We start from the raw sequence: 24,208 nt of genomic DNA on the forward strand, positions 1-24,208 counted from the left end.
GGCTCCCGCCTTTCGCGCGCCATCAGGTCCCTTTCGGCTTGCGCTTGAACAGCGCCGTGAGATTGTCCCACAGCTCGATCTTGGCGCCCTGGCGCTTCATGATGACGCCCTGCTGGATCACCGAGAGCGTGTTGTTCCAGGCCCAGTAGATCACCAGACCCGCCGGGAAGGTGGCCAGCATGAAGGTGAAGACCACCGGCATCCAGGTGAAGATCATCGCCTGGGTCGGGTCCGGCGGCGTCGGGTTCATGCGCATCTGGATGAACATGGTGATGCCCATGATCAACGGCCAGACGCCGATCATCAGGAACGTCGGCACGTCATAGGGCAGCAGTCCGAACAGGTTGAACAGCGAGGTCGGGTCGGGCGCCGACAGGTCCTGGATCCAGCCGAAGAACGGCGCATGCCGCATCTCGATGGTGATGTAGAGCACCTTGTAGAGCGAGAAGAACACCGGGATCTGCAACAGCACCGGCCAGCAGCCGGCCACCGGATTGATCTTTTCCTTCTTATAGAGCTCCATCATACCCTGCTGCAGCGCCATCTTGTCGTCGCCGTGCTTGGCTTTGAGCTCCTCGAGCTTGGGCTGCACCTTCTTCATGTTGGCCATCGACACATAGGACTTGTTGGCCAGCGGGAAGAAGATCAGCTTGACGATCACGGTGGTGACCAGGATCGAGATGCCGAAATTGCCGAACAGCTTGTAGAGGTAGTCGATCAGCCAGAACATCGGCTTGGTCAGGAAATAGAACCAGCCCCAGTCGATCATCAGGTCGAAGTTGAGGATGCTGTACTGGTCCTTGTAGCCGGCGATCACCGGCACTTCCTTGGCGCCGGCGAAGACCAGCGTCTTCGAGGTGGCGCTGTCGCCGGGCGCGATCGACTGCGCGTCGGTCTTGAAGTCGGCCTGGTAGCGGGCGCGGCCGTCGGTGAAGTGGGCGAAGCGGGTCTCGAAGCCCGCGCCCTGCGGCGGCACAAGCGCCGCGGCCCAGTATTTGTCGGTGATGCCCATCCAGCCCGCGGTGGCCTTGGGCGGCGCGATGACGGGCGTGTCCTCGACATCGGCATAGTCGACTTCCTGCAGGCCCTCGTCGCCGATGACGCCGATCAGGCCTTCATGCAGCACGTAGATCCCGGCGGTCTTGGGCTTGAAGAAGCGGGTCACGCGGCCATAGCCGGCCACGGAGGCGGCAGTGCTGCCGGTGTTGGCAATGGTGTCGTCGAAGTTGAACATGTAGTGTTCGTCGACGGAGATGACGCGGGTGAAGACCAGCCCGGCGCCGTTGTCGAAGGTCAGCGTCACCGGCGAGGACGGCGTCAGCACCTGTCCGGGCTCCGCGCTCCAGACCGTGTCGGGTCCCGGAACCGGTCCCGACGCGGGGTCGGCGATGAAGCCCACTTCCGCGAAATAGCCGTCATTGAGCGCCGCCGGGCTCAGCAGCGTGATCCTCGGGCTCGTGGGGTCCACGGTCAGGTGGTATTCCTTGAGCAGGATATCGTCGATCCGCGCGCCCGACAGGTTGATCGATCCCGACAGCGACGGCGTGTCGATGGCGATGCGCTGCGTCTGCGCCAGCAGCTCCTCGCGCGAGGTTCCGGCCGCGGGTGCGGCCGAGGATCCCGGCGCCGAGCCGCTGACGGTAGCGCCCGGCGCCGCGGCGCCATCGGTGCCCGCGGCGGGCGTCTGCGCCGCCTGCTCGGCCTGCACAGCCTCGGCGGCCAGGCGTTCGCGCTCGATCTTCGGGCTGACATAGAGGAATTGCCAGGCGACGAGGACAATTACCGACAAGAGGATTGCGACGAAATAATTGCGGTTGTTTTCCATCACTCATTCCTGGTGGCCGGGCTCGGAGCGCCTGGCGTTCTGATGTTGTCCGGTGTGGCGGGATTGTTCTCCGCGCGCACAGGTCGTTGCCGTGTCGGTCCGCCGCTTTCGCCGATCCGCTCGGCGAGTGCCTGAACCAGCCGGTCAAACGGAGCGGCCAGCGTATCGCGGCGTGCGACAACCACATAGTCGTGTCCGGGCTTGAAGGGAACCCCTGCAATGTGACGCACGGCTTCTTTGAGACGGCGGCGCATTCTGTTGCGCTCGACCGAATTGCCCTGTTTTTTCGTCACTGTGTAGCCGATGCGGGGAGGGTGGTCCGGTTTGCCCCTGTCGAGGGTTTCCAGCAGGAAATAGGGTCCGCGCAGGCGTTTGCCCTTTTGCACGGCGAGGAAATCCGGGCGGGTTTTAAGCCGCCCGGGTTTCTTGGTGATGTCGTCTTGCGCCACGCGATTTTCTCTCTTCGCGGGCCGTCACTGATGATCAGGCCGAAAGACGATTGCGCCCGCGGGCGCGGCGAGCCTGGATGACCTTGCGGCCGCCCTTGGTGGCCATGCGCGCACGGAAGCCGTGGCGACGCTTGCGAACAAGCTTGGATGGTTGGTAAGTACGCTTTGGCATTTATTTTAATACCGCGGTGTGCGGCCCTTCTTGGAACATCTGCGTTTGGGTGTTCAGTCCGCCAAGAAACACTCCCGGAAACCGGAAGCATGCACGGACGAGCGGCTTATAAGCGTGTTCCCCGTCAAAAGTCAATGTGCGGCCCGGATCCGGCCCGGATGGCCCCGTTTCCCCCTGCCGCCCCGCCCGCGTCGCCGGCCGAAGTGCCGGGCGACACCTGCCCGATGCGCGCCGGGGCCAATGCGCTGTGGGGCCATGATGACGCGACTCTCACGACCGCGTGAGGTGTTCGTGCCCCTGCATCACGCGACTTTGGCGGAAAGCGAGGGATTGTCATTGGCGAGAAAAGACGCAACCGTCTATCAATTCTGGCAAGCACTGCTGGTTTCCGCTCGCCACGGGGACGAGGCGCGAGACCAGACATGACCCTGCAATCCCGGATCGGGCGGATGGACAAGACCATGCCACACATATCGGAGACGAGGCCCGCGCCGGATTGCCCGCTTGAGAGCGCGTCGGCTTGCGCGCAGGCCGCGGACGCAGCCTGCGCCGCCAGGACGCCGCTGTGGCGCCGTTTCCTGCCGCTCGCCGTCATCGCCGCCGGCCTTGGCGCCTTCTATGCGCTCGGTTTCCAGGACTACCTGTCGCTGAGCGTGCTGGCCGAGCAGCGCGAGACGCTCAAGGGCTTCGTCGCCGACCACCGCATCGGCTCGATCCTGGGCTATTTCCTCATCTACACCCTCGCCGTGGCCTTCGCCTTTCCCGCGGCCTCGGTGCTGACGATCTTCGCGGGCTTCGTCTTCGGCTGGTGGATCGCCGGCATCCTCACCGTCTTTGCCGCCACCATCGGCGCCTCGGTGATCTTCCTCGCCGCCCGCTCGGCCTGCGGCGATGTGCTGCGCAAGCGCGCGGGTCCCTTCGCCGCGCGGCTCGCCGACGGCTTCGCCCGGGACGCCTTCGGCTATCTCCTGGTGCTGCGCCTGGCGCCGGTGTTTCCGTTCCTCATCATCAACATCGCGCCCGCCTTCTGCAACATCAGGCTGCGCACCTATGCGGCGGCCACCTTCCTCGGCATCATCCCGGGGACGCTCGCCTATTCCTGGCTGGGCCAGGGCCTCGACAGTGTCATCGCCGCGGCCGATGCCGCCGGCCGCGAGGTCTCGGTTTCCGATCTGGTGACGCCGGAAATCACCATCGCCTTCCTCGGGCTTGCAATCGTCGCCGCGATCCCCACCCTTATACGGAAGATTCGGGGTCGCGCGTGAGTTGCGCCGAACGACCCTTCGCCAGCGGACCAACTGTTCGGAAAAGACGCTTTCATGACCAGCCGATTGACACCTGACATCTGCATCATCGGCGGCGGCTCCGGCGGGCTGTCCGTGGCCGCGGCGGCAGCCGCCTTCGGCGTCGAGGTCGTGCTCGTCGAGAAGGGCAGGATGGGCGGCGATTGTCTCAATTACGGCTGCGTTCCCTCCAAGGCCATGATCGCCGCCGGCAAGCATGCCCACGCCATGGCCGAGGCGCCGCGGTTCGGGGTGAGCGCCGGCGAGGTCAAGGTCAATTTCGGCAAGGTGCACGATCACATCCACGGCGTCATTGCCGCCATCGCCCCCAATGATTCGGTCGAGCGCTTCCGCGCCATGGGAGTCACCGTCCTCGAAGCCGAGGCGAAGTTCGTCAACAGGACGACGGTGATGGCCGGCGACACCGAGATCCGCGCCCGGCGCTATGTCGTCGCCACCGGTTCTTCTCCCTTCGTGCCGCCGATCCCCGGTCTCGACTCGGTCGATTACCTCACCAACGAGACCCTGTTCGAGCGCACCCGCGCCCCCAAGCACCTCATCATCATCGGCGGCGGCCCGATCGGCATGGAAATGGCCCAGGCCCACCGCAGGCTCGGCGCCGAAGTCACCGTCCTCGAGGGCGCCAGGGCGCTCGGCAAGGACGATCCGGAGCTCGCGGCCATCGTGCTCGACGCCATCCGCGCCGAGGGCGTGGCCCTGCTCGAGGGCTGCCAGGTCACCTCCGTCGAAAAACGCGGCAAGACCGGCATTCGCGTCAGTTACGAAGGCAAGGCTGGCGCCGGCGTCGTCGACGGCACCGATCTGCTGGTCGCCGGCGGCCGTCTCGCCAATGTCGAGGGACTGGGCCTCGATGAGGCCGGCGTCGCCCATGACCGGCGCGGCATCAAGGTCGGCGCCAATCTGAGATCCTCCAACAGCCGCGTCTACGCCATCGGCGACGTCGCCGGCGGGCTTCAGTTCACCCATGTCGCGGGCTACCACGCGGGCCTGGTGGTGCAGCAGATCCTGTTCCGCCTGCCGGCGAAGGAGAACCGCGACATCATCCCTTGGGTCACCTACACCGATCCCGAACTTGCCCATGTCGGGCTTTCCGAGGAAGAGGCGGCGCGGCGCCATGGCGGCCGCATCTCCATCCTGCGCTGGCCCTATGCCGAGAACGACCGGGCCCAGACCGAGCGCCGGACCACGGGCCTGATCAAGCTGGTGGTCGATCGCAAGGCGCGCATCCTCGGCGTCTCCATCGCCGGCGCGGGCGCGGGCGAGATGATCAACATGTGGGCGCTCGCCGTGGCCAATTCGATGACGCTCAAGGATGTGCGCGGCTACGTGCCGCCTTACCCGACCATGGCCGAAATTGGCAAACGCGCCGCAATTTCCTACTATAGTCCTTTGACGCGCAAGCCGTCGGTGCGTTGGATTGTACGGTTGCTGAGGCGGTTCGGTTAAGGACTGGGTGATAGAGGGCGGACCATGGCGGACACGAGAGCACCTGACACCGGGCCGAACCGGCCGGCCAATCCCCCCAGGACCATGAGCCTGTCCTCCAAGCTTCTGTGGCTGACGATCCTGTTCGTCATGATCGCCGAAGTGCTGATCTTCGTTCCCTCCGTCGCCAACACCAGGGTGCGCTGGCTCGCCGACCGCCTCAACATCGCCGCCGCCGCCGCCGTGGTGATCGACGCCGTCAACCAGATGGAGCTTCCCCAGTCGATCCAGGACGACGCGCTGATGGCCACCGGCACCAAGGCGATCGTGCTGCGCCGGGACGGCGCGTCGCGCATGATCGCCTCCGCCGACATGCCCCCCGTCGTCACCCACCAGTACGATCTCTCCGCCGTCACCCCGGTGGGCGCCATCGTCGATGCCTTCGACACGTTCCTGTTCGGCGGCGACCGGGTGATCCGCGTCTACGGGCCCGTGGCCGACGACCCGAACATGCAGATCGAGCTGGTGCTCGAGGACGCGCCGCTGCGCCACGCCATGTTGATCTACGGCCGCAACGTGTTCCTGCTCTCGGTGCTGATTTCGGTGATCACCGCCAGCATGGTGTTCTTCGCCATCAACCGGCTGTTGTTCCGGCCGGTGCGCCGCGTGACCGAGAACATGCAGGCCTTTTCGGAGGATCCGGAAAACCCCGGCAACATCATCATACCCGGCCCCGCCGTCGACGAGCTGAGCGCCGCCGAGGGCCACCTCGCCGCCATGCAGACGCGGCTGCAGCAGACGCTCAAGGAGCAGCGCCATCTGGCCGATCTCGGCCTCGCGGTCTCCAAGATCAACCACGACATGCGCAACATCCTGACTTCGGCGCAACTGATGTCGGACCGTCTGGCGATGATCGACGACCCGATGGTCAAGCGCTTCGCGCCCAAGCTTTTGCGCACCATCGATCGGGCGGTGAGCTATTCCGGCGAGGTGCTCGCCTATGGCAAGGCGCGCGAGGCGCAGCCGCGCCGCCGCTTCATCAACCTGGCGACGCTGGCCTGCGAGGTGCGCGACATCGTCACCGAGGAAACCGATGCCGACATAAATTATGTGCTCGACATCGACGCGGGCCTGGAGATCGAGGCCGACAGCGACCAGATGTTCAGGGTGCTCTACAATCTCGTGCGCAACGCCGTGCAGGCCTTCGGCGCCGACCCCGCCGACGAGGCCCTGGTGCAGCGCATTACGCTCTCGGCCCGCCGCACCGGCGCAGTCGTCGAGATCCGCGTCACCGACACCGGCCCGGGACTGCCCGCCAAGGCGCGCGAAAACCTGTTCCAGCCCTTCCGCGGCTCGGCCCGTTCCGACGGCACCGGCCTCGGCCTGGCGATCGCCCGCGAACTGGTGATCGCCCATGGCGGCTCGATCATGCTCGACGAGACCGTGACCCAGGGCGCCGCCTTCCGCATCGAGCTGCCCGACCAGCCGGTGCCGCTCGACACCTACCGGGCTCGTGCCTGACGGCACGCCCGTGTCGCCGATGCCCGGACGCCATTCGCCGTGCTGCCTCGCTGCCCCGGAATTTCGCCGGGATCGCTTTTTTCGCCAAATCCGCTTGCAATCCCCCGCCGTCCGTTTTAGGAGAACGCCTCGCAGGCGACCGACGCCTGCAACGCGCGCCCGTAGCTCAGCTGGATAGAGCACCAGACTACGAATCTGGGGGTCAGAGGTTCGAATCCTTTCGGGCGCGCCATTTTTTCTCGAAATTCCTGGATTTCCGAGCTCCGCCGCCGCAACCGGCGCCTTTCGCGCCCCTGCGGCCGGAGCGGCGACGATCCTGCGCGCGGGCTGCCCCTTGCGGCGCGGGAAGTCCCTCGTCTAGAAGGGATCGTCCCCGCGCCGGTGCGGTGCAGGGCAGCGGGACGAGGCAACAGCAGGCGTGGCATGACCGAACCGGGCGAGATCGAGGCCTTCATCATCCATCTGGAGCGCGCCCAGGCGCGGCGGCCGCAGGTCGAGCGCATCCGTGCGGCCTGCCCGGTGCCGGCCCAGGTGGTCGACGCCGTGGATGGCCGGGCGCTGCCGGCCGGCGAGATCGAGGCGGTCCTCTGCCGCGAAGGCCTGCATGCGCCGCGCTATCCCTTTCCCATCACCGCGGGCGAGATCGGCTGCTTCCTGAGCCACCGCAAGGTCTGGCGGATGATCGTCGACCGCAGGCTGAAGGCCGGGCTGGTGATCGAGGACGATGTCGAGATCGACCGCGCCGCGTTCGAACGGGCGCTGGCGCTTGCCGCCGAGGTCATCGACAGCGCCGGCTACATCCAGTTTCAGGTGAGGCCTGTCCCCGGCCAGGCGGAGATTGTCGCAAGCCGCGGTCCGGTCAGCATCCTGCGGCCGAAGGTCGGGATGCTGCGCACCTCGGCGCAGCTTGTCAGCCAGGCGCAGGCTAGGCGGCTGCTGCGGATCACGGAGCGCTTCGACCGGCCGGTCGACGGGCTCCTGCAGATGGGCTGGGTGACCGGCGTCGCCCCGAGCTGCGCCTCGCCATCGGGGGTGAGCGACCGGACCCGGGAGACCGGCGGCAGCACGATCTCGACATCGGCCGGCACGCCGTTGCCGCAGAGGCTCGCCCGCGAGATCAGGCGGCTCGTCTATCGCCACCGCATCCGCGCTTTTTCCGCCCGCCATCGGGCGCAAAATGGGGGCGAGACATGACCGTGCTCGTCACCGGCGGCGCCGGCTATATCGGCAGTCACATGGTCCTCGCGCTGCTCGAGCGCGACGAGGACGTCGTTGTCGTCGACAATCTGGTGACGGGGCATGAATGGGCGGTCCCCGCCGGGGCGACGTTCTACAAGGCAGACATCGCCGATCCGGCCGCGCTCGACAGGGTGTTTGCGAGCCACCGCATCGACGCCGTCATGCATTTCGCCGGGCTGATCATCGTGCCCGAATCGGTGCGGCTGCCGCTCGACTATTACCGCGAGAACACCTGCGCTTCGGGCGTGCTGATCCAGCGCGCGCTCGAGGCCGGGGTGGAGAGCTTCATCTTTTCCTCCTCCGCCGCCGTCTACGGCGCGCCGGGGCTCGAGCCGGTGAAGGAAACCGCCCCCTTCGCGCCCACCTCGCCATACGGAACCTCGAAACTGATGACCGAGTGGATGCTGAGAGATGTCGCGGCGGTCAATCCCGGCTTCCGCTACGCCGCCCTGCGCTATTTCAACGTCGCCGGCGCGGATCCGGAGATGCGCGCCGGACAGTCTTCCGGTCCCTCGACCCACCTGATCAAGATCGCCGCCGAAGCCGCGACGGGAAAGCGCGACGGCATCGCCATCTACGGCGATGATTTCGACACCCCGGACGGCACCTGCGTGCGCGACTATATCCACGTCACCGATCTCGCCGACGCGCATTACGCAGCGCTGTCTTATCTGCGCGCCGGCGGCGCCTCGATGGCGGCCAATTGCGGCTATGGCGTCGGCTATTCGGTGCGCCAGGTGGTCGATGCGGTCAAGGCCGTCTCCGGGGTCGATTTCCGCGTCACGCAGGCGCCGCGGCGGGCTGGCGACCCAGCCATGATCGTGGCCGCCCCGGGCTTCGCTCGCGAGGTGCTGGGCTGGACCCCGCGCCTTGACGACCTGCCGACGATCATCCGCCACGCGCTGCAATGGGAAAGCCTGCTCTCCGACCGCAAGGCCCGGGAGCAGGACGCCCGGTAATCCGCGCGCGGGCGCAGGCCTGGCCGCCTGCCGAGGCGCAGGTGGGCCGGAGATTTAGATTGCCAAGCCGGTGGTTGTCTTGGCATCCATGGGCCCGTCACCGAGGCTCGACCAACAGGACGAGAATGGACCGCCGCGATGCAGATCTCCATGATAATGCCAAACTACAATGGCGCGAAATACCTCGACAAGGCGCTCGGCGGGTTCGCGGTCCAGGACCATCCCGACAAGCGGCTGATCGTGGTCGACGGCAAGTCCACCGACGCCTCGCATGCGATCCTGTCCGCGTTTTCAGGCCAGCGCCCGGACGTCGTCTGGTCCACCACGCCGGACCGCGGCATCTCCGATGCCATCAACATCGGCGCTGAGATGGTCGGCGACGACGCCGTCTGCGGCTATCTCGGATCGGATGACATCCTGAGAAAGGGCGCGCTGTCAGCGGTTTCCGACCTGTTCGAGGAATACCCTTTCATCGACGCGGTCTATTGCCGCTCCTATTTCTATGACGGCGGCAGCCTGGTCCGGCTGCACGTGCCGCTGCCGACTTTCAGCAAGAAGATGCTGCGCCGCCATGGCACCATCGCCGGGCTGCAGAACTTCTTCGTCCGCGCCAGCATTCTCAAGCGGCTGAAGATGGACACGGAACTGAAGTATGCCATGGATCTCGACTTCTATTTCCGCATGATCGCCGCGGGACATCCGAGGATCCTGGCTTCCCCCGTCATTTCGACCCTGAACATGGGAGACGGAAGCATCTCGACCTCGCAGCGGGCCGCGTCCTCGCGCGAACGGCACCGGGTCACGATCAGTCATTGCGGCTACCATCCGAAGACCGTGCTGCGCTACGCCTGGGCTTCGGCGAGACTGATGGCGAAGGGATAGGCGCCCGTGATCATCACCCACATCAATGGCGGGCTGGGCAACCAGATGTTCCAGTATGCCGCGGGCAGGGCCCTGGCGCTGCGCCACGGCGAGGAGCTGCGCCTCGACACGCGGGAGTTCGACGGCAAGGTGCAGTTCGGGTTCGGGCTCGATCATTTCGCCATCGCCGCCAGGCCCGGCGCGCCCGCCGAACTGCCGCCCGAACGCAGGCGGGACCGGCTGCGCTATCTCGCCTGGCGCGGCTTCCGGCTCAGCCCCCGCCTGGTGCGGGAAAACGGGCTCGGCTACAATCCCGGCTTCGCAGAGATCGGCGACGGCGCCTATCTCAAGGGCTACTGGCAGAGCGAGCGCTATTTTAGGGATGTCGAGGCGACGATCCGGCGGGATTTCACGATCATCACCCCGCCGGATCCGGTGAACCGGGCGATCCTGGACGACCTGGCCGCGTCGCCCGCGGTCTCGCTGCATATCCGCCGCGGCGACTATGTGGTCGATCCCCGCACAAATGCCACCCACGGCACCTGCTCGATGGACTATTACGCCCGGGCGGTGGATCTGATCGCCGAACGGATGGCCGAGACGCCGGTGGTCTACGCCTTCTCCGACGATCCCGCCTGGGTGCGCGACAATCTCGAGCTGCCCTGCGAGATCCGCGTGATGGATCACAATGATTCCGCCCGCAATTACGAGGACCTGCGCCTGATGAGCGCCTGTCGGCACCACGTGATCGCCAATTCGTCCTTTTCCTGGTGGGGCGCCTGGCTCAATCCCTCCGCGGACAAGATCGTGGTCTCGCCCGCCCGCTGGTTCGCCGACCCGAAGCTCGTCAACGAGGACATCTGGCCCACGAGCTGGATCAGGCTGTCGTAAGCCCATCGTCCGGTCCCGGGCGCGCCTCCGGGCGGTCTGCCGTCGGTGGTCAGGAGCGGCCGAAGGCCTCGTTCAGCGCCAGGCGGAGCCGCTCCATCGGCTGGTCGAGCGGATAGTGGTGGTTGCCGATGAACAGCCCGTTGCTGTCGGCCAGTTCCGCGTTCGGCAGGCCGGCATGGATCTCGTGATCCATGTAGCGCGTGACCACCTCGTTCTTGGCGAAATTGCCCGCCACGATCGGCCGCGCCTCGATGCCGTGCCGGGAAAAGCAGTTAACCAGCTCCCTGCGGCTCACGCCGCAGTCGGGCTCGAGGATCATCGAGAAGCCGAACCAGCTGCTCTCGCCGGTCTCGCGCTGGGTGCGGATCTGCTGGAACCCGGTCATCACCTGTTTGAACAGCGCCGCGTTCTTGCGGCGGTTGTCGACGATCATTGGAAGCTTGGCCATCTGCTCGAGGCCGATGGCGCCGCTCATTTCCAGGGGGCGCAGATTGTAGCCCGGCAGCACGAAGCGGAAGGCTTCCTCGAACGGATCGTCGCCCTTGGCGCCGGTGACATGGTTCGGGTTGGGCAGGTTGCGGGTCCAGCCATGCGCCCGCAGGCTCAGCATGATGTGGAACAGCTCCTCGTCATGGGTCACGGTGACGCCGCCCTCCATGGTCGAGATGTGATGCGAGAAGAACGCCGAATAGCTGCCCGCGAGCCCGAAGGTGCCGGCCTGGCGGCCGTTGAAGGTGGCGCCGAGCGATTCGCAATTGTCTTCGAGCAGGATGATGTCGCGGCCGCCGATGATCGCCGCGATCCGGTCGAAATCATTGGGGTTGCCGAGCAGGTTCACCGCCAGGATCGCCTTTGTCCTGTCGCTCACCGCGGCTTCCAACTGGTCGAGGTCGAAGTTCAGCGTGTCGAGATCGATGTCGACGAATTTGAGCCGCAGGCCGTATTGGTAGAGCGGCGAATAGGTGGTGCTCCACGACACCGCCGGCACGATCACCTCGTCGCCGGGCGAAAGCCTGAAGCGCGAGTGATAGCGAAGCGCCGCGACGAACAGCAGGTTCGCCGACGAGCCGGAATTGGACATCACCGCGTAAGGCGCGCCAAGCTGTTCGGCGAAGAGTTTCTCGAAGGCCGCGACTTCCTTGCCCATCGAGAAGAAGCCGGATTTGACCACGCGGTCGATCGCCGCATATTCCTTTTCGTCCCAGGAGCTCGTGGCCAGCGGAAACGTGGGGTCTGACAAGGGTTAGTCTCCTCTTACGCTTCAGGCAGCGTGCGGAAATGGGCGTAGGTCCGGGCGATGGCGTCGTCGAGCGGGGTGGAGGGCATCCAGCCGAACTGGCGCTGCAGCTCCACGGAGACCAGTTTCTGTTTCATGCCGACCGGCTTGCTCAAATCATGGGTGAACGTACCATGCCAACCGATCACCCGGGCGACTGCGGCATAATAGTCGTTGATCGAATGATCCTGGCCGACGCCCATGTTCATCATGCCCGGCAGGTCGTCGAAGCGCGTGACCGCGGTCCAGATGCCATGGGCGAGATCGGAGGCGAACATGAACTCGCGCCGCGCCTCGCCGCTGCCCCAGATCTCGACGCTGCCGGCGCCCGTGCGCCTGGCCTCGTCGATCTTGCGGATGATCGCCGGCAGCAGGTGCGAGACGGCGGGGTCGAACTTGTCGTGGATACCGAAGATGTTGCACGGGATCAGCGTCTTGTAGGCAAGCTCCGGCTGCGAGCGGCGGACATAGTCGCACAGCCGCGCCGTCATCACCTTGGACAGCGCATAGCCCTCGTTGGTGGGCTCCAGCTCGCCCGTGAGCACGGCGCTTTCCTCGAGCGGGTTGGGGGCCGCGCGCGGATACATGCAGGAGCTGCCGATGTTGAGAAGCCGCGGCACGCCCGCCTTGCGCGCGGCCATGACGATGTTGCGTCCCATGTCGAGGTTCTCGACCAGGAATTCGACCGGATGGGCCATGTTGGCCTGGATGCCGCCGACCCGGCCCGCCGCATGGATGATCATGTCCGGCTCGAGCCGCGCCACATAGGCGTCGGTCGCCGCCGCATCGGTCAGGTCGAGTTCGCGGCTTGGCGGGGCGACGAGGTCGTGCCGGCCGGAATCTGCCTGGTCGCGGATGTTGCGGCCGACCATTCCGTTGCCGCCGGTCAGCAGGATCTTCATCCGCCTGCGCTCCCGGGCCGGGCCCGTTCGTGTCTAACCATTGCGCTTGGCCTCGGCGAGATCGGCCTCGGCCATCTCGGCCACCAGGTCGGCGAACGAGGTCTGCGGCGTCCAGCCGAGTTTCTGCTTGGCCTTGGAGGCGTCGCCCAGCAGCGTTTCCACCTCGGTCGGCCGGAAATAGCGCGGATCGACCGAGACGATGACCTTGCCCGCGGCGTCGCGGCCGACCTCGTCCACGCCTTCGCCCTCGAAATTTATGGTCATGCCGAGCGCCGCCGCGGCCGCCAGCACGAAATCGCGCACCGAATACTGCACGCCGGTGGCGATGACGAAATCGTCGGGCTCCTCCTGCTGCAGCATCAGCCACTGCATCTCGACATAGTCGCGCGCATGGCCCCAGTCGCGCAGTGCGTTGAGATTGCCGAGCCTGAGGCCGTCCTGCCGGCCGAGCTTGATGCGCGCCAGCGCCCGGGTGATCTTGCGGGTGACGAAGGTCTCGCCGCGCAGCGGACTCTCGTGGTTGAACAGGATGCCGTTGCAGGCATAGAGCCCGTAGGCCTCGCGGTAGTTGACCGTGATCCAGTAGGCATAGAGCTTGGCCACGCCATAGGGCGAGCGCGGGTAGAACGGCGTGCGCTCGGTCTGCGGCGTCTCCTGCACCAGGCCGTAGAGCTCGGAGGTGGAGGCCTGGTAGAACTTGCTCTTGTCCTTGAGGCCCAGGATGCGGATGGCTTCCAGCAGCCTGAGCGTGCCGAGCGCATCGGAATTGGCGGTGTATTCGGGTTCCTCGAAGGAGACCGCGACATGGCTCTGGGCGGCGAGGTTGTAGACCTCGTCTGGCTTGGTCTGTTGCAGGATATGGGTGAGCGACGAGGAATCGGTCATGTCGCCGTGATGCAGCACGAACTGGCCCGAGCGCCCGTACTCGCCGTCGAACAGATGGTCGATGCGCGCGGTGTTGAACAGCGAGGTCCGCCGCTTGATGCCGTGCACCTCGTAGCCCTTCTTGAGCAGGAACTCCGAAAGATAGGCGCCGTCCTGTCCGGTCACGCCGGTGATCAGGGCGGTTTTGGGCGAAGTGCTGTCGGTCATGGCTTGGAGTGTGTCCTCTGCGCGGCGGTCTTGACGATGTGGGCGGCGGCCCGCTCATGGTCGGCGTAACGAGATGCCTTTTCCTTGTTCTTGGCGACAAATTCAAGACGGGACGTGTAGTCGGCCTCCGAAACCGCGCCGATGGCGGCCTGGATGTCGTCGAGCGAGCGGCACACCCTCATCCCGCGTCCGTCGAAAATCGCCTCGATGTCCTGGGCGCCCCAATAGATCGGCACGGTGTCGCAGAGCAGGCAGTCGATCAGCTTTTCGGTGACATAGCCGGGTTCGCGGACGTTTTCGATGATCACCGAGTAGCGGTAGGGCGCGAGCCCGTCGGACTTGCGCTCGAACGGCGCATAGCCGCGGCCGAGAATGTCGGCGTCGATCCCGTGGGACCTGATCCAGTCGACCACGCGGTGGCGCAGCCTGTGGCCTTCATAGGTCTGCTTCCCGGACGCGATCAGCGACAGCATCCGCGTCTTGGTGGTGTCGACGGCGCGCCAGTCCTGGATCCAGGTCGAGCCGAACACGAAACGGTGGCCGTTGGGAATCGCGGCGATGAGCGGGGGATTGCAGGCAAGCACCGCGAAGAAGCGCCACCACAGCAGCCTGAGCCAGATCATGTTGCGCCGGTGCACCGCCTCGGGCTCGACAACCATCACCGAGATCCGCGCCCGCACGCCCGGCCGCGGCAGGGAGAGGAGCCGGGAGCTGACAAAGGCGATCAGGTGGTCGTCCGGCCCCATGTCCGCGACGGCGCCGCCTTCGAGCCGCAAGGGTCGGCCGAGCGGCCAGGAGAGAGCGTCCAGCCGCATCCGGGCGAGGCCGGGCGTGATCTTCGTGCCATAGGGCACGATGGCGATCGCCGGGGCCTCGTCCGCCCGCCGCGGCAGGTCAGTCATGATCGCGGCTGTAGAGCGAATTGTTGCGCGTGCGGCCGACCAGCGCGTAGCCGTGGCGGGCGAAGGCCGCCGCGCAGCCGGGATAGTCGGCCCCGGGCTCGGGATGCTCGATGACGATGCGGCGCGGCAGCATGGCCGGGTCTGCGCCGTCGAGAAACGGAACCAGCGCCTTGTCCTCATGGCCCTCGATGTCGATCTTGAGCCCGTCGACGCGGGTGAGGCCGGCTTCCGCGAGCAGCGCCGCCAGCGTCCTGACCGGGATCGGCCCCGCGCCGGTTTCCTCCACCGCGACAATGGCGTCGTCGTTCTTGCGCACCGCCAGGTGTCCCGATCCCTCGCGGTCGCTCACCGCGCTGGCGATGCAGGTGATGTTGGCAAGCCCGCTCAGGGCCGCGTTGCGCATGAGCCGTTCGACCATCAGCGGATTGGCGTCGATCGACACGCAGCGCCCGTTGGGGCCGGCGGCCCGGGCGAGCGGCAGGCTGTAGAGCCCGATGTTGCAGCCGATATCGACAAATACCCCGCCGTTCGTGACGGCGCCGCGCAGGAAGTCGATGTCCTCTTCATTGTAGGCGGGATTGAGCAGGATGCCGTATTCGATCAGGTTGCGCCCGCCCTCGAGCCGGAACACCACGTCGCGGAAGCCGATGTCGATCGGACGGCCGCCGCCCAGCAGGAAGACCAGCCGGCTCACAGTGGCGCGGAAGACGCCGCGGCGAAGCACGCTCGCCCGGGCGATGGCGATGAGGCGCTGCTGCAGCCGGTTCGGCGGGCGCGCCTCGGGCCGGCCTTCCGCGGCCAGCGCCCCGCCCTGCGCGGACCAGCGGCGCGCGTCGAGCAGCTTCCACTCCGGCCCGCTCACCCTGCTACCCCGCCCATGCCGGAAGGCCGGCCGGCCGCTATCCGCGTGCCGGTCACGTGCGGTGTCATGGCGTTTTGCCGGGGTCCGTTTTGGCTCATGAGCGGTTTTCCCAGTTCCTGGCGACGAATTCAAGCGGGGTTGCGCCGGCCAGCATCGCCCAGCCGTTTACATGTCCGCGCGCCCCGCGGCAACGTCGCTCGGCGCCGGCCCGGCGGAAAACAGCTCCGGATGCCGGGCCACCAGCGGTTCGAGCAGCGTGATGAGCTGATTGAGGTGGCGCCGGGTCGCCGCGCGCGCGGCCTGCGGATCATGGGCCTCGAGCGCCGCCACGATCGCCTTGTGTTCCGCGAGCGTCGCCTTCATGCGGCCGGGCAGCGGCAGGTTGAGACGGCGGGCGCGGTTGACCTGGATCCAGGAGGTCTCGGCCAGCGCCGCCAGCCGTCGGTAGCCGGTGAAGGACAGGATGAGTTCATGCATCTGCGCATCCACCTGGTAGAAGCCGGCGGTGTCGCCGTCCTGCATCAGCGCCTCCTGGATGCGCAGGTTCCGCCGGAGCGCGACAAGCTGCTCCTCGGTGATGGTGCTCGCCACCCTTTCCACCGCCGCCAGTTCCAGCGCCTCGCGCAGGAACGCGCCCTCGCGGATCTCCGCCATAGAGAAGCGCGTCACGAAGGTGCCGGTTTGCGGAACGATGTCGACCAGGCCTTCGCTGGCGAGCCGCGCCATGGCCTCGGTGACCGGAGAGCGGGAGACGCCGAGTTCAGTGCAGATGTGCGATTTCTGCATCATCTCGCCCGGGCGGAACTCCAGCGTCAGGATCGCCTGCTTGAGCGACAGGTACACCTTGTGGGACAGCGAGCCGGTGTAATCGTCAAGAGGCGTGAGCGATGGCCGGGACTTTTTCACCGCGTGCAGTGGACTATCCTCGTTGACTGGCATACTAACATGTTAGATTGAACTTCAGGCCTGTCAAGCCGATACAAGCTTGAGCTGCAGGCCCTGCAACCCATGGACGGATGCATGACCCCCGACCTGCCCCAGACCATTCGCCTCAACCCCAAGGACAATGTCATCATCGCGCTCAAGGACCTGGGCGCCGGCGCGACGGTCCCGGGTCTCGACGTGCCCCTCGCCGGGCCGGTGGCGCGCGGCCACAAGATCGCCACCCATCCGGTTGCGGCAGGCGAGAAGGTCATCCGCTACGGCCAGACCATCGGCGTGGCGAGCCGCGCCATCGTGCCCGGCGAGCATGTCCATGTCCACAATCTCTCGATGGGCGGCCATGCAGAGGCGCAGGAGTTCTCGACCGAGGTCCGTCCGCTCCCGGCGCCCGCCGAAACCCGCCATTTCATGGGCTATCACCGCGCCGACGGTTCGGTCGGCACCCGCAATTATCTGGGCATCCTCACCTCGGTCAATTGCTCCGGATCGGTCGCGCGATTCATGGCCGAGGCGGTGGAGAAGCAGGGCTGGCTCGACGAGTTCGAGAATGTCGACGGCGTCGTGCCGATCGTCCACGGCAGCGGCTGCGGCATGTCTGGCAGCGACGAGGGCTACGACACGCTGTTCCGCACCCTGCAGGGCTATGCCCGCAACCCGAACTTCGCCGGCATCCTGCTCTTGGGGCTCGGCTGCGAGGTGATGCAGGTGCCCGATCTGGTCGGCCGCGGCCGCATGCGCGCCGACGGCAATGTCCGCTACATGACCATCCAGCAATCGGGCGGCACCCGCAGGACCATCGAGCGCGGCGTCGAGCATCTGAAGGAAATGGCCGCGAAGGCCAATCTGGTCGGCCGCGCGCCCGCGGGCCTCGAACATCTGATGGTCGGCTTGCAGTGCGGCGGTTCGGACGGCTATTCAGGCATCACCGCCAATCCGGCGCTGGGCGTGGCCTCCGACCTGCTGGTCGCCCATGGCGGCACCACCATCCTGTCGGAAACCTCGGAAATCTACGGCGCCGAACATCTCCTGACCCGCCGCGCGGTGACGCCGGAAGTGGGCGCCAAGATCGTCGAGCGGATCCATTGGTGGGAGGAGTATACGGCGCGCAACGGTGGCGAGATGGACAACAATCCCTCGCCCGGCAACAAGAAGGGCGGGCTGACCACCATTCTCGAGAAATCGCTGGGCGCCGTGGCCAAGGGCGGCTCTGCGCCGCTGACCCAGGTCTACAAATTCGCCGAACCCGTGACCGAGCGCGGCTTCGTGTTCATGGATTCCCCCGGCTACGATCCCTGCTCGGTAACGGGGCAGATCGCCTCGGGCGCCAATCTGATCGCGTTCACCACCGGCCGCGGCTCGGTCTCGGGCTACAAGCCCACCCCCTGCATCAAGCTCGCCACCAATTCGGAAATGTATGGCCGCATGTCCGAGGACATGGACATCAATTGCGGCGACATCGTCAGCGAGGGCGTGAGCCTCGAGGCCAAGGGCCGCGAGATCTTCGAGCTGTTCCTGCGCATCGCGTCGGGCGAAAAGACCAGGAGCGAGGAACTGGGCTTCGGCGGCGCCGAATTCGTGCCCTGGCAGATGGGCGCGGTGATGTGATCGCCGCCGCCGCCTCGGCCTGAGCCTGCGCGGCTGACCGGCGGATCCTTCCGTCCGGTCAAACGCCGGTTGCCGTGAATCAGAATCTGCTGATTGACTCTCGTCCCGACTCTGGCGTTAAATAGAACATAACAGGAACAAGATGGATCACGCATGAGTCTCTCGAGGCTGCAGACCGCGACGGATATTCTCACGGCCCACACCCGTGCGCAGGAGGCGCGTGCCTATGCGGCGATGGCCGGAACCGGGCCGGTCTCTGAGCCTTTGCCGCTCGGCGCCGGCGCGGTCGACCAGTGCCTGGATGGCGGGCTTGCCTGCGGCGGACTGCATGAGGTGCGCAGCCCGCTCGCGCGCGACATAGGTGCTGCCGCCGGCTTCGCGCTGGGGCTTGCGGCGCGGGCCGTTCAGGCGGATCGCGGCGGCCGCCACGGCATCGTCTGGGTCAGCGATCCCGCCGCGCGCATCGATGGCGGCGGGTTGTTCCCCGCCGGCCTCGCCCAGTACGGGCTCGATCCGTCGGGCCTGACCCTGGTCGAGCCCTGCGACCTGCAGGCAGCCATGTGGGCCGCCGACGAGGCGGCGGGCTGCGCCGGGCTGGCGGCGCTGGTCTTCCAGATCAAGGGCAATCCGGCGCGCTTCGACATCACCGCGACGCGGCGGCTGATGCTGCGGGCGCGGGAGAGCGGCGTGCTGGCGCTGGTCCTCAGGCAGAGCGGCGAGGAGGAGGCGAGTGCGGCAGCCACACGCTGGCGGGTGACAACCGAACTGTCCGGGGCGGACGAGATCTATCCACGCGGCGTGGGGGCAATGCGGCTGTCGCTCACGCTGGAACGCAACCGCACGGGGCGGACAGGCCAGTGGTGTCTCGCTTGGAACCCCAAGACCAGGAATTTCGACCATGCCGCTTCCGACCCAGCCCGCCAGCCCGCCCACCCGGCAGCGCATCCTGTCGATCGTCTTTCCGCAACTTTCGACCGACAGGATTCACCGGGCGCGATGGGGCAAGTCCTGGATCGCCGACGCGATTTTGGACGCGCATCCTGACGCCCCGCCCGTCGTCGTCACCGATACGGTCAGGAACGCGCTGTGCATCGCCGCGCTCGACACCCGCGCCCGCGCCCGCGGCGTGCGGCTCGGCCAGAGCCTGAGCGATGCCCGCGCGCTCGCGCCCGATCTCGAGTGCCATGCCACGGACCACGAGCGGGACCGGGCGCTGCTCCTGACCATCGCCGCCTGGTGCGAGCGCTACACGCCGCTGGTGGCGCTGGATGCGGCGCCCGAGGCGGTGCGCGACCATGGCCTGTTCATGGACGTCACCGGCTGCGCCCATCTCCTGGGCGGCGAGGCGGCGCTGGTGGCAGATCTCGAAGCCCGGCTCGGCGCGCAGGGCTTTCACGTCCGGCTCTGCCTCGCCGACACGCCGGGCGCCGCCTGGGCCATGGCGCGCTATGGCCAGGCGCACATCATTGCCGAGGGCGGGCACGGGGAGGCGGTGCTGCCGCTGTCCCTCAGCGGGTTGCGCCTTCCCCCCGCCCTGGTGGCCTCGCTCGGTCGCGTCGGGCTCAAGACCATCGGCTGCATCGCCCATCTGCCGCGCGCGCCGCTCGCCGCCCGCTTCGGCGCGCGGCTGATGCAGCGGCTCGACCAGGCGCTGGGCCGCGAGGCGGAGGCCATCTCGCCGATCATGCCGGTGGCGGACCTCTCCACCGAACGCCGCTTCGCCGAGCCGATCGCCCGCCAGGAGGACATCAGCCAGGTGATCGCCGCGCTGGCGTCGGGCATCATCGAGCCGCTGGAGCGGCGGGGCCTCGGCCTGCGCCGCTGCCGGATCCGGCTGTTCAGGGTCGATGGCCATGTGAGCGGGCTCGAGGTGCAGACGGCGCGGCCGCTGCGCGACGCCAGGACGATCGCCCGGCTGTTCGAGGAACGCATCGCCGGCCTGCATGACGACCTCGATGCGGGTTTCGGCTTCGACCTGATCCGGCTCGACGTCGCCCATGCCGATCCCTTCGAAGGGGCGCAGGCCGAGATGATGGCCGGGGGGATGGGAAGCCATGCGGGCGGCCACGGCCATGACGCGCTGGTCGACCGGCTGGGCGCGCGGCTCGGCCTCGAGCGGGTGCAGCGCTTCGTGCTGGCCGACACCCATATTCCCGAGCGCAGCTTCGGCCGCGAGCCGGTGGCCGCCTCCCATCCCGGCGCCCGCAGGGCGGCCTCCGGGGCGGCGGCGCTGGCCTTGCTGCCGGATCTGCCCACGCCCGACGCGATCATCACCCGTCCGCTGATCCTGTTCGACCGGCCCGAGATGCTGCAGACCATCGCCGAGGTGCCCGACGGCCCGCCGCTCAAGTTCCGCTGGCGCGGCGTCTCCTACGAGGTCGCCCGCTCGGAAGGGCCCGAGCGCATCGCCTGCGAATGGTGGCGCGACGGCCGCGGCGCCCGCACCCGCGATTATTTCCGCGTCGAGGACAGCCAGGGCTATCGCTTCTGGCTGTTCCGCCACGGCCTCTACGGCCGCGAGACCGGCGAGCCCGCCTGGTACATGCACGGGCTGTTCGCATGACCCTTAGTCCCTTGTCCGGTCCGGGGGCTGCGCCCGCCTATGCGGAACTCGCCGCCGCCAGCAATTTCTCCTTCCTGCGCGGCGCCTCCCATGCTGAGGAACTGGTGGTTCAGGCCTCCCGGCTCGGCCTTGCAGGCCTCGCGATTGCCGACCGCAATTCGCTGGCGGGCGTCGTCCGCGGCCACATGGCGGCCAAGGAAGCGGGGCTTGCCTTCGCGCCCGGCTGCCGGCTGGTGTTCATGGACGGCACGCCCGACATTCTGGTCTGGCCCGAGCACCGCGCCGGCTACGGGCATCTGTGCGAACTCCTGACCACCGGCAAGCGCCGCGCGCCCAAGGGCGAATGCCATTTGACGCTCGAGGACCTGCTCGCCCATGGCGAGGGCCTGCTGATGGCCGTGGTGCCGGCAAGCCGCGACGTCCGGGCGCTGCCGCCGGTGCTCGAGCGCCTGCGCGCCCGCTTCCCCGATCATCTTCATCTCGCGCTCGTGCGCGCCTATGGCGCGAGCGACCAGCGCCACCTGGCCGGTGTCGCCCGGCTGGCGCGCGATCACGGCCTGCCGCTGGTGGCGATCGGCGACGTGCTCTATCACGCCCCCGAGCGCCGCCCGCTGCAGGATGTGCTCACCTGCATCCGAGAGGGGGAGCGGCTCGCCACCATCGGCGCCCGGTTGCAGGTCAACGCCGAGCGGCATCTGCGCTCGCCCTCGGCCATGCTGCAGGCGTTCAAGGGCTACGAGCAGGCCGTCGCCCAGTCGCTGGCGTTGTTCCGGCGCATCCGCTTTTCCCTCGACGAATTGCGCTACCAGTATCCCGATGCGCCTGTCTTTCCCGAGCTCGGGCTCGAGCCGCTGCCCGCGCAGCAGGCGCTCGAACGGCTCACGGCCATCGGCCTCGAGAAGCGCTACCCCGGCGGCGCGCCCGAGAAGGTGGTCAAGGCCATCGCCCACGAGACGCGGCTGATCGCGAAGCTCGACTACGCGCCCTATTTCCTCACCGTCTACGACATCGTCCGCTTCGCCCGCTCGCAGAACATCCTCTGCCAGGGCCGCGGCTCCGCCGCCAATTCCGCCGTCTGCTACTGTCTCGAGATCACCGAGGTCGATCCCGGCAAGGTCGACCTGCTGTTCGAGCGCTTCATCTCCGAGGAGCGCAACGAGCCGCCCGACATCGATGTCGATTTCGAGCACGAGCGGCGCGAGGAGGTGATCCAGTACATCTACGGCAAATACGGCCGCGACCGGGCGGGGCTCGCCGCCACCGTCATCACCTACCGCGCCCGCTCGGCGATCCGCGAAGTGGGCAAGGTGTTCGGCCTCTCCGACGACGCGATCAGCGCCATCTCCGGCACCAAATGGGGCGGCTGGTCGCGCGAGGTCGATCCCGAGGACGCCCGCCGCGCCGGCCTCGATCCCTCCGACAGGCATCTCGCGCAGATGCTCGATCTCGCCTCCCAGATCACCGGCTTCCCGCGGCACCTGTCGCAGCATGTCGGCGGCTTCGTCATCACCCGCGACAAGCTCTCCTCGCTGATCCCGATCGAGAACGCGGCGATGGAGGACCGTACCATCGTCGAATGGGACAAGGACGATCTCGAGAGCCTGGGCATGCTCAAGATCGACGTGCTGGCGCTCGGCATGCTCACCTGCATCCGCAAGGCCTTCGGCCTGCTCGAGGACCATTACGGCCGCCGCGAGACACTCTCCTCGCTGCCCGATGGCGACACCGCCACCTATGACATGATCTGCCGCGCCGACACCATCGGCGTGTTCCAGATCGAGAGCCGGGCGCAGATGTCGATGCTGCCCCGTCTGAAGCCGCGCTGCTATTACGACCTCGTCATCGAGGTGGCGATCGTCCGCCCCGGGCCAATCCAGGGCGACATGGTCCATCCCTATCTGCGCCGCAGGCAGGGCAGGGAGCAGGTCTCCTTCCCCAAGGAGGAACTGCGCGCCGTGCTCGGCAAGACGCTGGGCGTGCCGCTGTTCCAGGAGCAGGCGATGAACATCGCCATCGTCGCCGGCGGCTTCTCGCCGGGCGAGGCCGACAAGCTGCGCCGCGCCATGGCCACCTTCCGCCGCGTCGGCACCATCGGCTCGTTCCAGCAGAAGATGGTCGAGGGCATGGTCAGCAACGGCTATGAGCGCGATTTCGCCGAGCACTGCTTCCGCCAGATCGAGGGCTTTGGCGAATACGGCTTTCCCGAAAGCCATGCGGCCAGTTTCGCGCTGCTGGTCTATGTCTCCTGCTGGCTCAAGTGCCATTATCCCGATGTCTTCTGCGCCGCCATCCTCAACTCCCAGCCGATGGGCTTCTATGCCCCGGCGCAGCTCATCCGCGACGCGCGCGAGCACGGCGTCGAGATCCGCCCCGTCGACGTCAACTGCTCGGACTGGGCCGCGACGCTGGAGCCCGATCCGGCGCCCGGCCCCCTGTCGCCCCGCCACCGCGAGATGCGGGGCGTGATGAAGCACGCCCGCGCCGTGCGGCTCGGGCTCAGGCACGTCAAGGGCTTTGGCGAGGCCGAGGCCATGCAGCTCATGCAGCGGCGCGGGCGCGGCTATGACAGCGTCCGCGACCTGTGGATGCGCTCGGGCCTGCCGCGCCGCGCCATCGAGCAGTTGGCCGAGGCCGATTGCTTCCGCTCCATCGGGCTCGAGCGCCGCGACGCGCTGTGGGCGGTCAAGGCGCTCGATCCGCTGTCGAGCGCCGAGCGGCTGCCGCTGTTTGCGCTCGCCGACAGCCACAATCTGCAGAACGAGCCCGATGTCGACCTACCGCCGATGCCGCTCGGCGAGCAGGTGATCAACGACTACCAGTCGCTGTCGTTTTCATTGAAGGCGCATCCGATGTCCTTCCTGCGCACGCAACTCGCCCGCTCCGGCTGCCGCCCGAATTCCGATCTGGAAGGGATCCGCACCGGCCGGGTCGTCAAGGTCGCGGGCCTCGTGCTGGTCAGGCAGCGGCCGGGCTCGGCCAAGGGCGTGGTGTTCGAGACCATCGAGGACGAGACCGGCGTCGCCAACATCATCGTCTGGCCCAAGGTGTTCGAGACATTCCGCGCCGTGGTGCTCTGCAGCCGCTGCGTCGGCGTGCGCGGCCGGCTGCAGAACGAGGACGGCGTCATCCATGTCGTGGCCGAATATCTGGAGGACCTGACCCCGATGATGGCGCAGATCTCCGACATGGCCGGCGCGATGGGCGGGCTCGCCAATGCCGACGAGGTGCGCCGCCCGGTCGCGGAGTCGCGCGCGCGCGACCGCAAGCCCGCCGCCCGCATCGCCCGGCTGATCCGCGATGCGCCGGAACTGCGCAGCGATTTCGAGGATTTGGCCCGCGCCCGAGCCGCGGGCCGGGCCTTGCCGAAGGGGCGGAATTTCCAATGAAGCCCGGCGCAGGAGCGGCCGGGCCGGCCCGG

General features: G+C 67.3%; 20 protein-coding genes and 1 tRNA gene. 12 read left to right on the forward strand and 9 right to left on the reverse strand.

From position 1 onward, the window contains the following. Positions 1-22: 22 nt before the first annotated feature. From yidC to rpmH, 3 genes are read right to left on the reverse strand one after another with little or no spacing between them, the layout of a single operon-like run. Positions 23-1,825 (reverse strand): membrane protein insertase YidC, encoded by a 1,803-nt coding sequence (gene yidC / locus LL06_RS20705; protein WP_035531245.1) that lies wholly within the window; start codon positions 1,823-1,825, stop codon positions 23-25. Beyond that, complete coding sequence (gene rnpA, locus LL06_RS27035) at positions 1,825-2,274, reverse strand: ribonuclease P protein component (protein WP_081964113.1); 450 nt, start codon at positions 2,272-2,274, stop codon at positions 1,825-1,827. Before rnpA ends, yidC begins: the two co-directional genes overlap by 1 nt. 34 nt (positions 2,275-2,308) lie before the next feature. Continuing rightward, a complete protein-coding gene (gene rpmH / locus LL06_RS27040) occupies positions 2,309-2,446 on the reverse strand; it encodes a 50S ribosomal protein L34 (RefSeq protein ID WP_007199880.1) in 138 nt (45 codons plus the stop codon). A 461-nt stretch (positions 2,447-2,907) separates the two neighbouring features. On the opposite strand from rpmH, the gene LL06_RS20715 reads away from it, so the two are divergent. The 8 genes from LL06_RS20715 to LL06_RS20750 all read left to right on the forward strand — a co-directional run bounded on the left by LL06_RS20715 (position 2,908) and on the right by LL06_RS20750 (position 10,646). Continuing rightward, the gene (locus LL06_RS20715) at positions 2,908-3,711 is read left to right on the forward strand and encodes a TVP38/TMEM64 family protein (RefSeq protein ID WP_244447197.1); all 804 of its coding nucleotides are present in this window, start codon (positions 2,908-2,910) and stop codon (positions 3,709-3,711) included. Positions 3,712-3,765: 54 nt separating this feature from the next. Continuing rightward, positions 3,766-5,196, forward strand: a complete 1,431-nt coding sequence (locus LL06_RS20720; protein ID WP_035531253.1) for an FAD-dependent oxidoreductase — start codon at positions 3,766-3,768, stop codon at positions 5,194-5,196. 84 nt (positions 5,197-5,280) lie between these two features. Beyond that, complete coding sequence (locus LL06_RS20725) at positions 5,281-6,696, forward strand: HAMP domain-containing sensor histidine kinase (protein ID WP_244447199.1); 1,416 nt, start codon at positions 5,281-5,283, stop codon at positions 6,694-6,696. 155 nt (positions 6,697-6,851) lie between these two features. Next, positions 6,852-6,928 (forward strand) — tRNA-Arg (locus tag LL06_RS20730). A gap of 191 nt (positions 6,929-7,119) precedes the next feature. After that, positions 7,120-7,890 (forward strand): glycosyltransferase family 25 protein, encoded by a 771-nt coding sequence (locus LL06_RS20735; RefSeq protein WP_035531258.1) that lies wholly within the window; start codon positions 7,120-7,122, stop codon positions 7,888-7,890. Beyond that, on the forward strand, positions 7,887-8,894 hold the full coding sequence (galE, locus tag LL06_RS20740; protein ID WP_035531262.1) for a UDP-glucose 4-epimerase GalE: 1,008 nt from the start codon (positions 7,887-7,889) through the stop codon (positions 8,892-8,894). The genes LL06_RS20735 and galE overlap by 4 nt, the downstream gene beginning before the upstream one ends. 150 nt (positions 8,895-9,044) lie before the next feature. After that, positions 9,045-9,776 carry a glycosyltransferase gene (locus LL06_RS20745; RefSeq protein WP_161785004.1) on the forward strand — a complete coding sequence of 244 codons (732 nt, stop codon included), beginning with the start codon at positions 9,045-9,047 and terminating at the stop codon, positions 9,774-9,776. A gap of 6 nt (positions 9,777-9,782) precedes the next feature. Further along, a complete protein-coding gene (locus LL06_RS20750; protein ID WP_035531266.1) occupies positions 9,783-10,646 on the forward strand; it encodes an alpha-1,2-fucosyltransferase in 864 nt (287 codons plus the stop codon). 49 nt (positions 10,647-10,695) lie between these two features. Here LL06_RS20750 and LL06_RS20755 read toward each other — a convergent pair whose 3' ends face one another. The 6 genes from LL06_RS20755 to LL06_RS20780 form a co-directional block, all read right to left on the reverse strand. Further along, positions 10,696-11,886 carry a DegT/DnrJ/EryC1/StrS family aminotransferase gene (locus LL06_RS20755; protein ID WP_035531268.1) on the reverse strand — a complete coding sequence of 397 codons (1,191 nt, stop codon included), beginning with the start codon at positions 11,884-11,886 and terminating at the stop codon, positions 10,696-10,698. A 14-nt stretch (positions 11,887-11,900) separates the two neighbouring features. Next, positions 11,901-12,824, reverse strand: a complete 924-nt coding sequence (locus LL06_RS20760) for a GDP-L-fucose synthase (RefSeq protein ID WP_035531269.1) — start codon at positions 12,822-12,824, stop codon at positions 11,901-11,903. Positions 12,825-12,857: 33 nt separating this feature from the next. After that, complete coding sequence (gmd, locus tag LL06_RS20765) at positions 12,858-13,916, reverse strand: GDP-mannose 4,6-dehydratase (RefSeq protein ID WP_035531272.1); 1,059 nt, start codon at positions 13,914-13,916, stop codon at positions 12,858-12,860. Then, positions 13,913-14,818 carry a glycosyltransferase family 10 gene (locus LL06_RS20770; RefSeq protein ID WP_035531275.1) on the reverse strand — a complete coding sequence of 302 codons (906 nt, stop codon included), beginning with the start codon at positions 14,816-14,818 and terminating at the stop codon, positions 13,913-13,915. The genes gmd and LL06_RS20770 overlap by 4 nt, the downstream gene beginning before the upstream one ends. Further along, positions 14,811-15,680: an FkbM family methyltransferase gene (locus LL06_RS20775; protein WP_052161778.1), complete on the reverse strand. Its 870-nt coding sequence runs from the start codon at positions 15,678-15,680 to the stop codon at positions 14,811-14,813. The genes LL06_RS20770 and LL06_RS20775 overlap by 8 nt, the downstream gene beginning before the upstream one ends. Before the next feature lie 165 nt (positions 15,681-15,845). Further along, positions 15,846-16,586 carry a GntR family transcriptional regulator gene (locus LL06_RS20780; RefSeq protein ID WP_035531277.1) on the reverse strand — a complete coding sequence of 247 codons (741 nt, stop codon included), beginning with the start codon at positions 16,584-16,586 and terminating at the stop codon, positions 15,846-15,848. Positions 16,587-16,700: 114 nt separating this feature from the next. Here LL06_RS20780 and LL06_RS20785 point away from each other — a divergent pair, with 114 nt between their 5' ends. From LL06_RS20785 to LL06_RS20800, 4 genes are all read left to right on the forward strand, one after another. Continuing rightward, positions 16,701-18,227 (forward strand): altronate dehydratase family protein, encoded by a 1,527-nt coding sequence (locus tag LL06_RS20785; protein ID WP_035531316.1) that lies wholly within the window; start codon positions 16,701-16,703, stop codon positions 18,225-18,227. Positions 18,228-18,380: 153 nt separating this feature from the next. Beyond that, the gene (locus LL06_RS28310; protein ID WP_052161780.1) at positions 18,381-19,271 is read left to right on the forward strand and encodes a hypothetical protein; all 891 of its coding nucleotides are present in this window, start codon (positions 18,381-18,383) and stop codon (positions 19,269-19,271) included. Beyond that, entirely contained in the window at positions 19,180-20,790 is a 1,611-nt protein-coding gene (locus tag LL06_RS20795) for a DNA polymerase Y family protein (protein WP_244447200.1), read from the forward strand. The genes LL06_RS28310 and LL06_RS20795 overlap by 92 nt, the downstream gene beginning before the upstream one ends. After that, positions 20,787-24,176, forward strand: a complete 3,390-nt coding sequence (locus LL06_RS20800) for an error-prone DNA polymerase (RefSeq protein ID WP_052161781.1) — start codon at positions 20,787-20,789, stop codon at positions 24,174-24,176. The genes LL06_RS20795 and LL06_RS20800 overlap by 4 nt, the downstream gene beginning before the upstream one ends. The last annotated feature ends 32 nt before the right edge of the window (positions 24,177-24,208 follow it).

This window comes from Hoeflea sp. BAL378 (genome assembly GCF_000759435.1).
Taxonomy (GTDB): domain Bacteria; phylum Pseudomonadota; class Alphaproteobacteria; order Rhizobiales; family Rhizobiaceae; genus Hoeflea.

Excerpts from the sequence above, each read along its gene's own strand:
- yidC (WP_035531245.1), bottom strand. The coding sequence starts at position 1,825 with ATGGAAAACAACCGCAATTATTTCGTCGCAATCCTCTTGTCGGTAATT.
- rpmH (WP_007199880.1), bottom strand. The coding sequence starts at position 2,446 with ATGCCAAAGCGTACTTACCAACCATCCAAGCTTGTTCGCAAGCGTCGC.
- LL06_RS20715 (WP_244447197.1), top strand. The coding sequence starts at position 2,908 with ATGCCACACATATCGGAGACGAGGCCCGCGCCGGATTGCCCGCTTGAG.
- LL06_RS20720 (WP_035531253.1), top strand. The coding sequence starts at position 3,766 with ATGACCAGCCGATTGACACCTGACATCTGCATCATCGGCGGCGGCTCC.
- LL06_RS20725 (WP_244447199.1), top strand. The coding sequence starts at position 5,281 with ATGAGCCTGTCCTCCAAGCTTCTGTGGCTGACGATCCTGTTCGTCATG.
- LL06_RS20735 (WP_035531258.1), top strand. The coding sequence starts at position 7,120 with ATGACCGAACCGGGCGAGATCGAGGCCTTCATCATCCATCTGGAGCGC.
- galE (WP_035531262.1), top strand. The coding sequence starts at position 7,887 with ATGACCGTGCTCGTCACCGGCGGCGCCGGCTATATCGGCAGTCACATG.
- LL06_RS20745 (WP_161785004.1), top strand. The coding sequence starts at position 9,045 with ATGATAATGCCAAACTACAATGGCGCGAAATACCTCGACAAGGCGCTC.
- LL06_RS20760 (WP_035531269.1), bottom strand. The coding sequence starts at position 12,824 with ATGAAGATCCTGCTGACCGGCGGCAACGGAATGGTCGGCCGCAACATC.
- gmd (WP_035531272.1), bottom strand. The coding sequence starts at position 13,916 with ATGACCGACAGCACTTCGCCCAAAACCGCCCTGATCACCGGCGTGACC.
- LL06_RS20770 (WP_035531275.1), bottom strand. The coding sequence starts at position 14,818 with ATGACTGACCTGCCGCGGCGGGCGGACGAGGCCCCGGCGATCGCCATC.
- LL06_RS20785 (WP_035531316.1), top strand. The coding sequence starts at position 16,701 with ATGACCCCCGACCTGCCCCAGACCATTCGCCTCAACCCCAAGGACAAT.
- LL06_RS28310 (WP_052161780.1), top strand. The coding sequence starts at position 18,381 with ATGAGTCTCTCGAGGCTGCAGACCGCGACGGATATTCTCACGGCCCAC.
- LL06_RS20800 (WP_052161781.1), top strand. The coding sequence starts at position 20,787 with ATGACCCTTAGTCCCTTGTCCGGTCCGGGGGCTGCGCCCGCCTATGCG.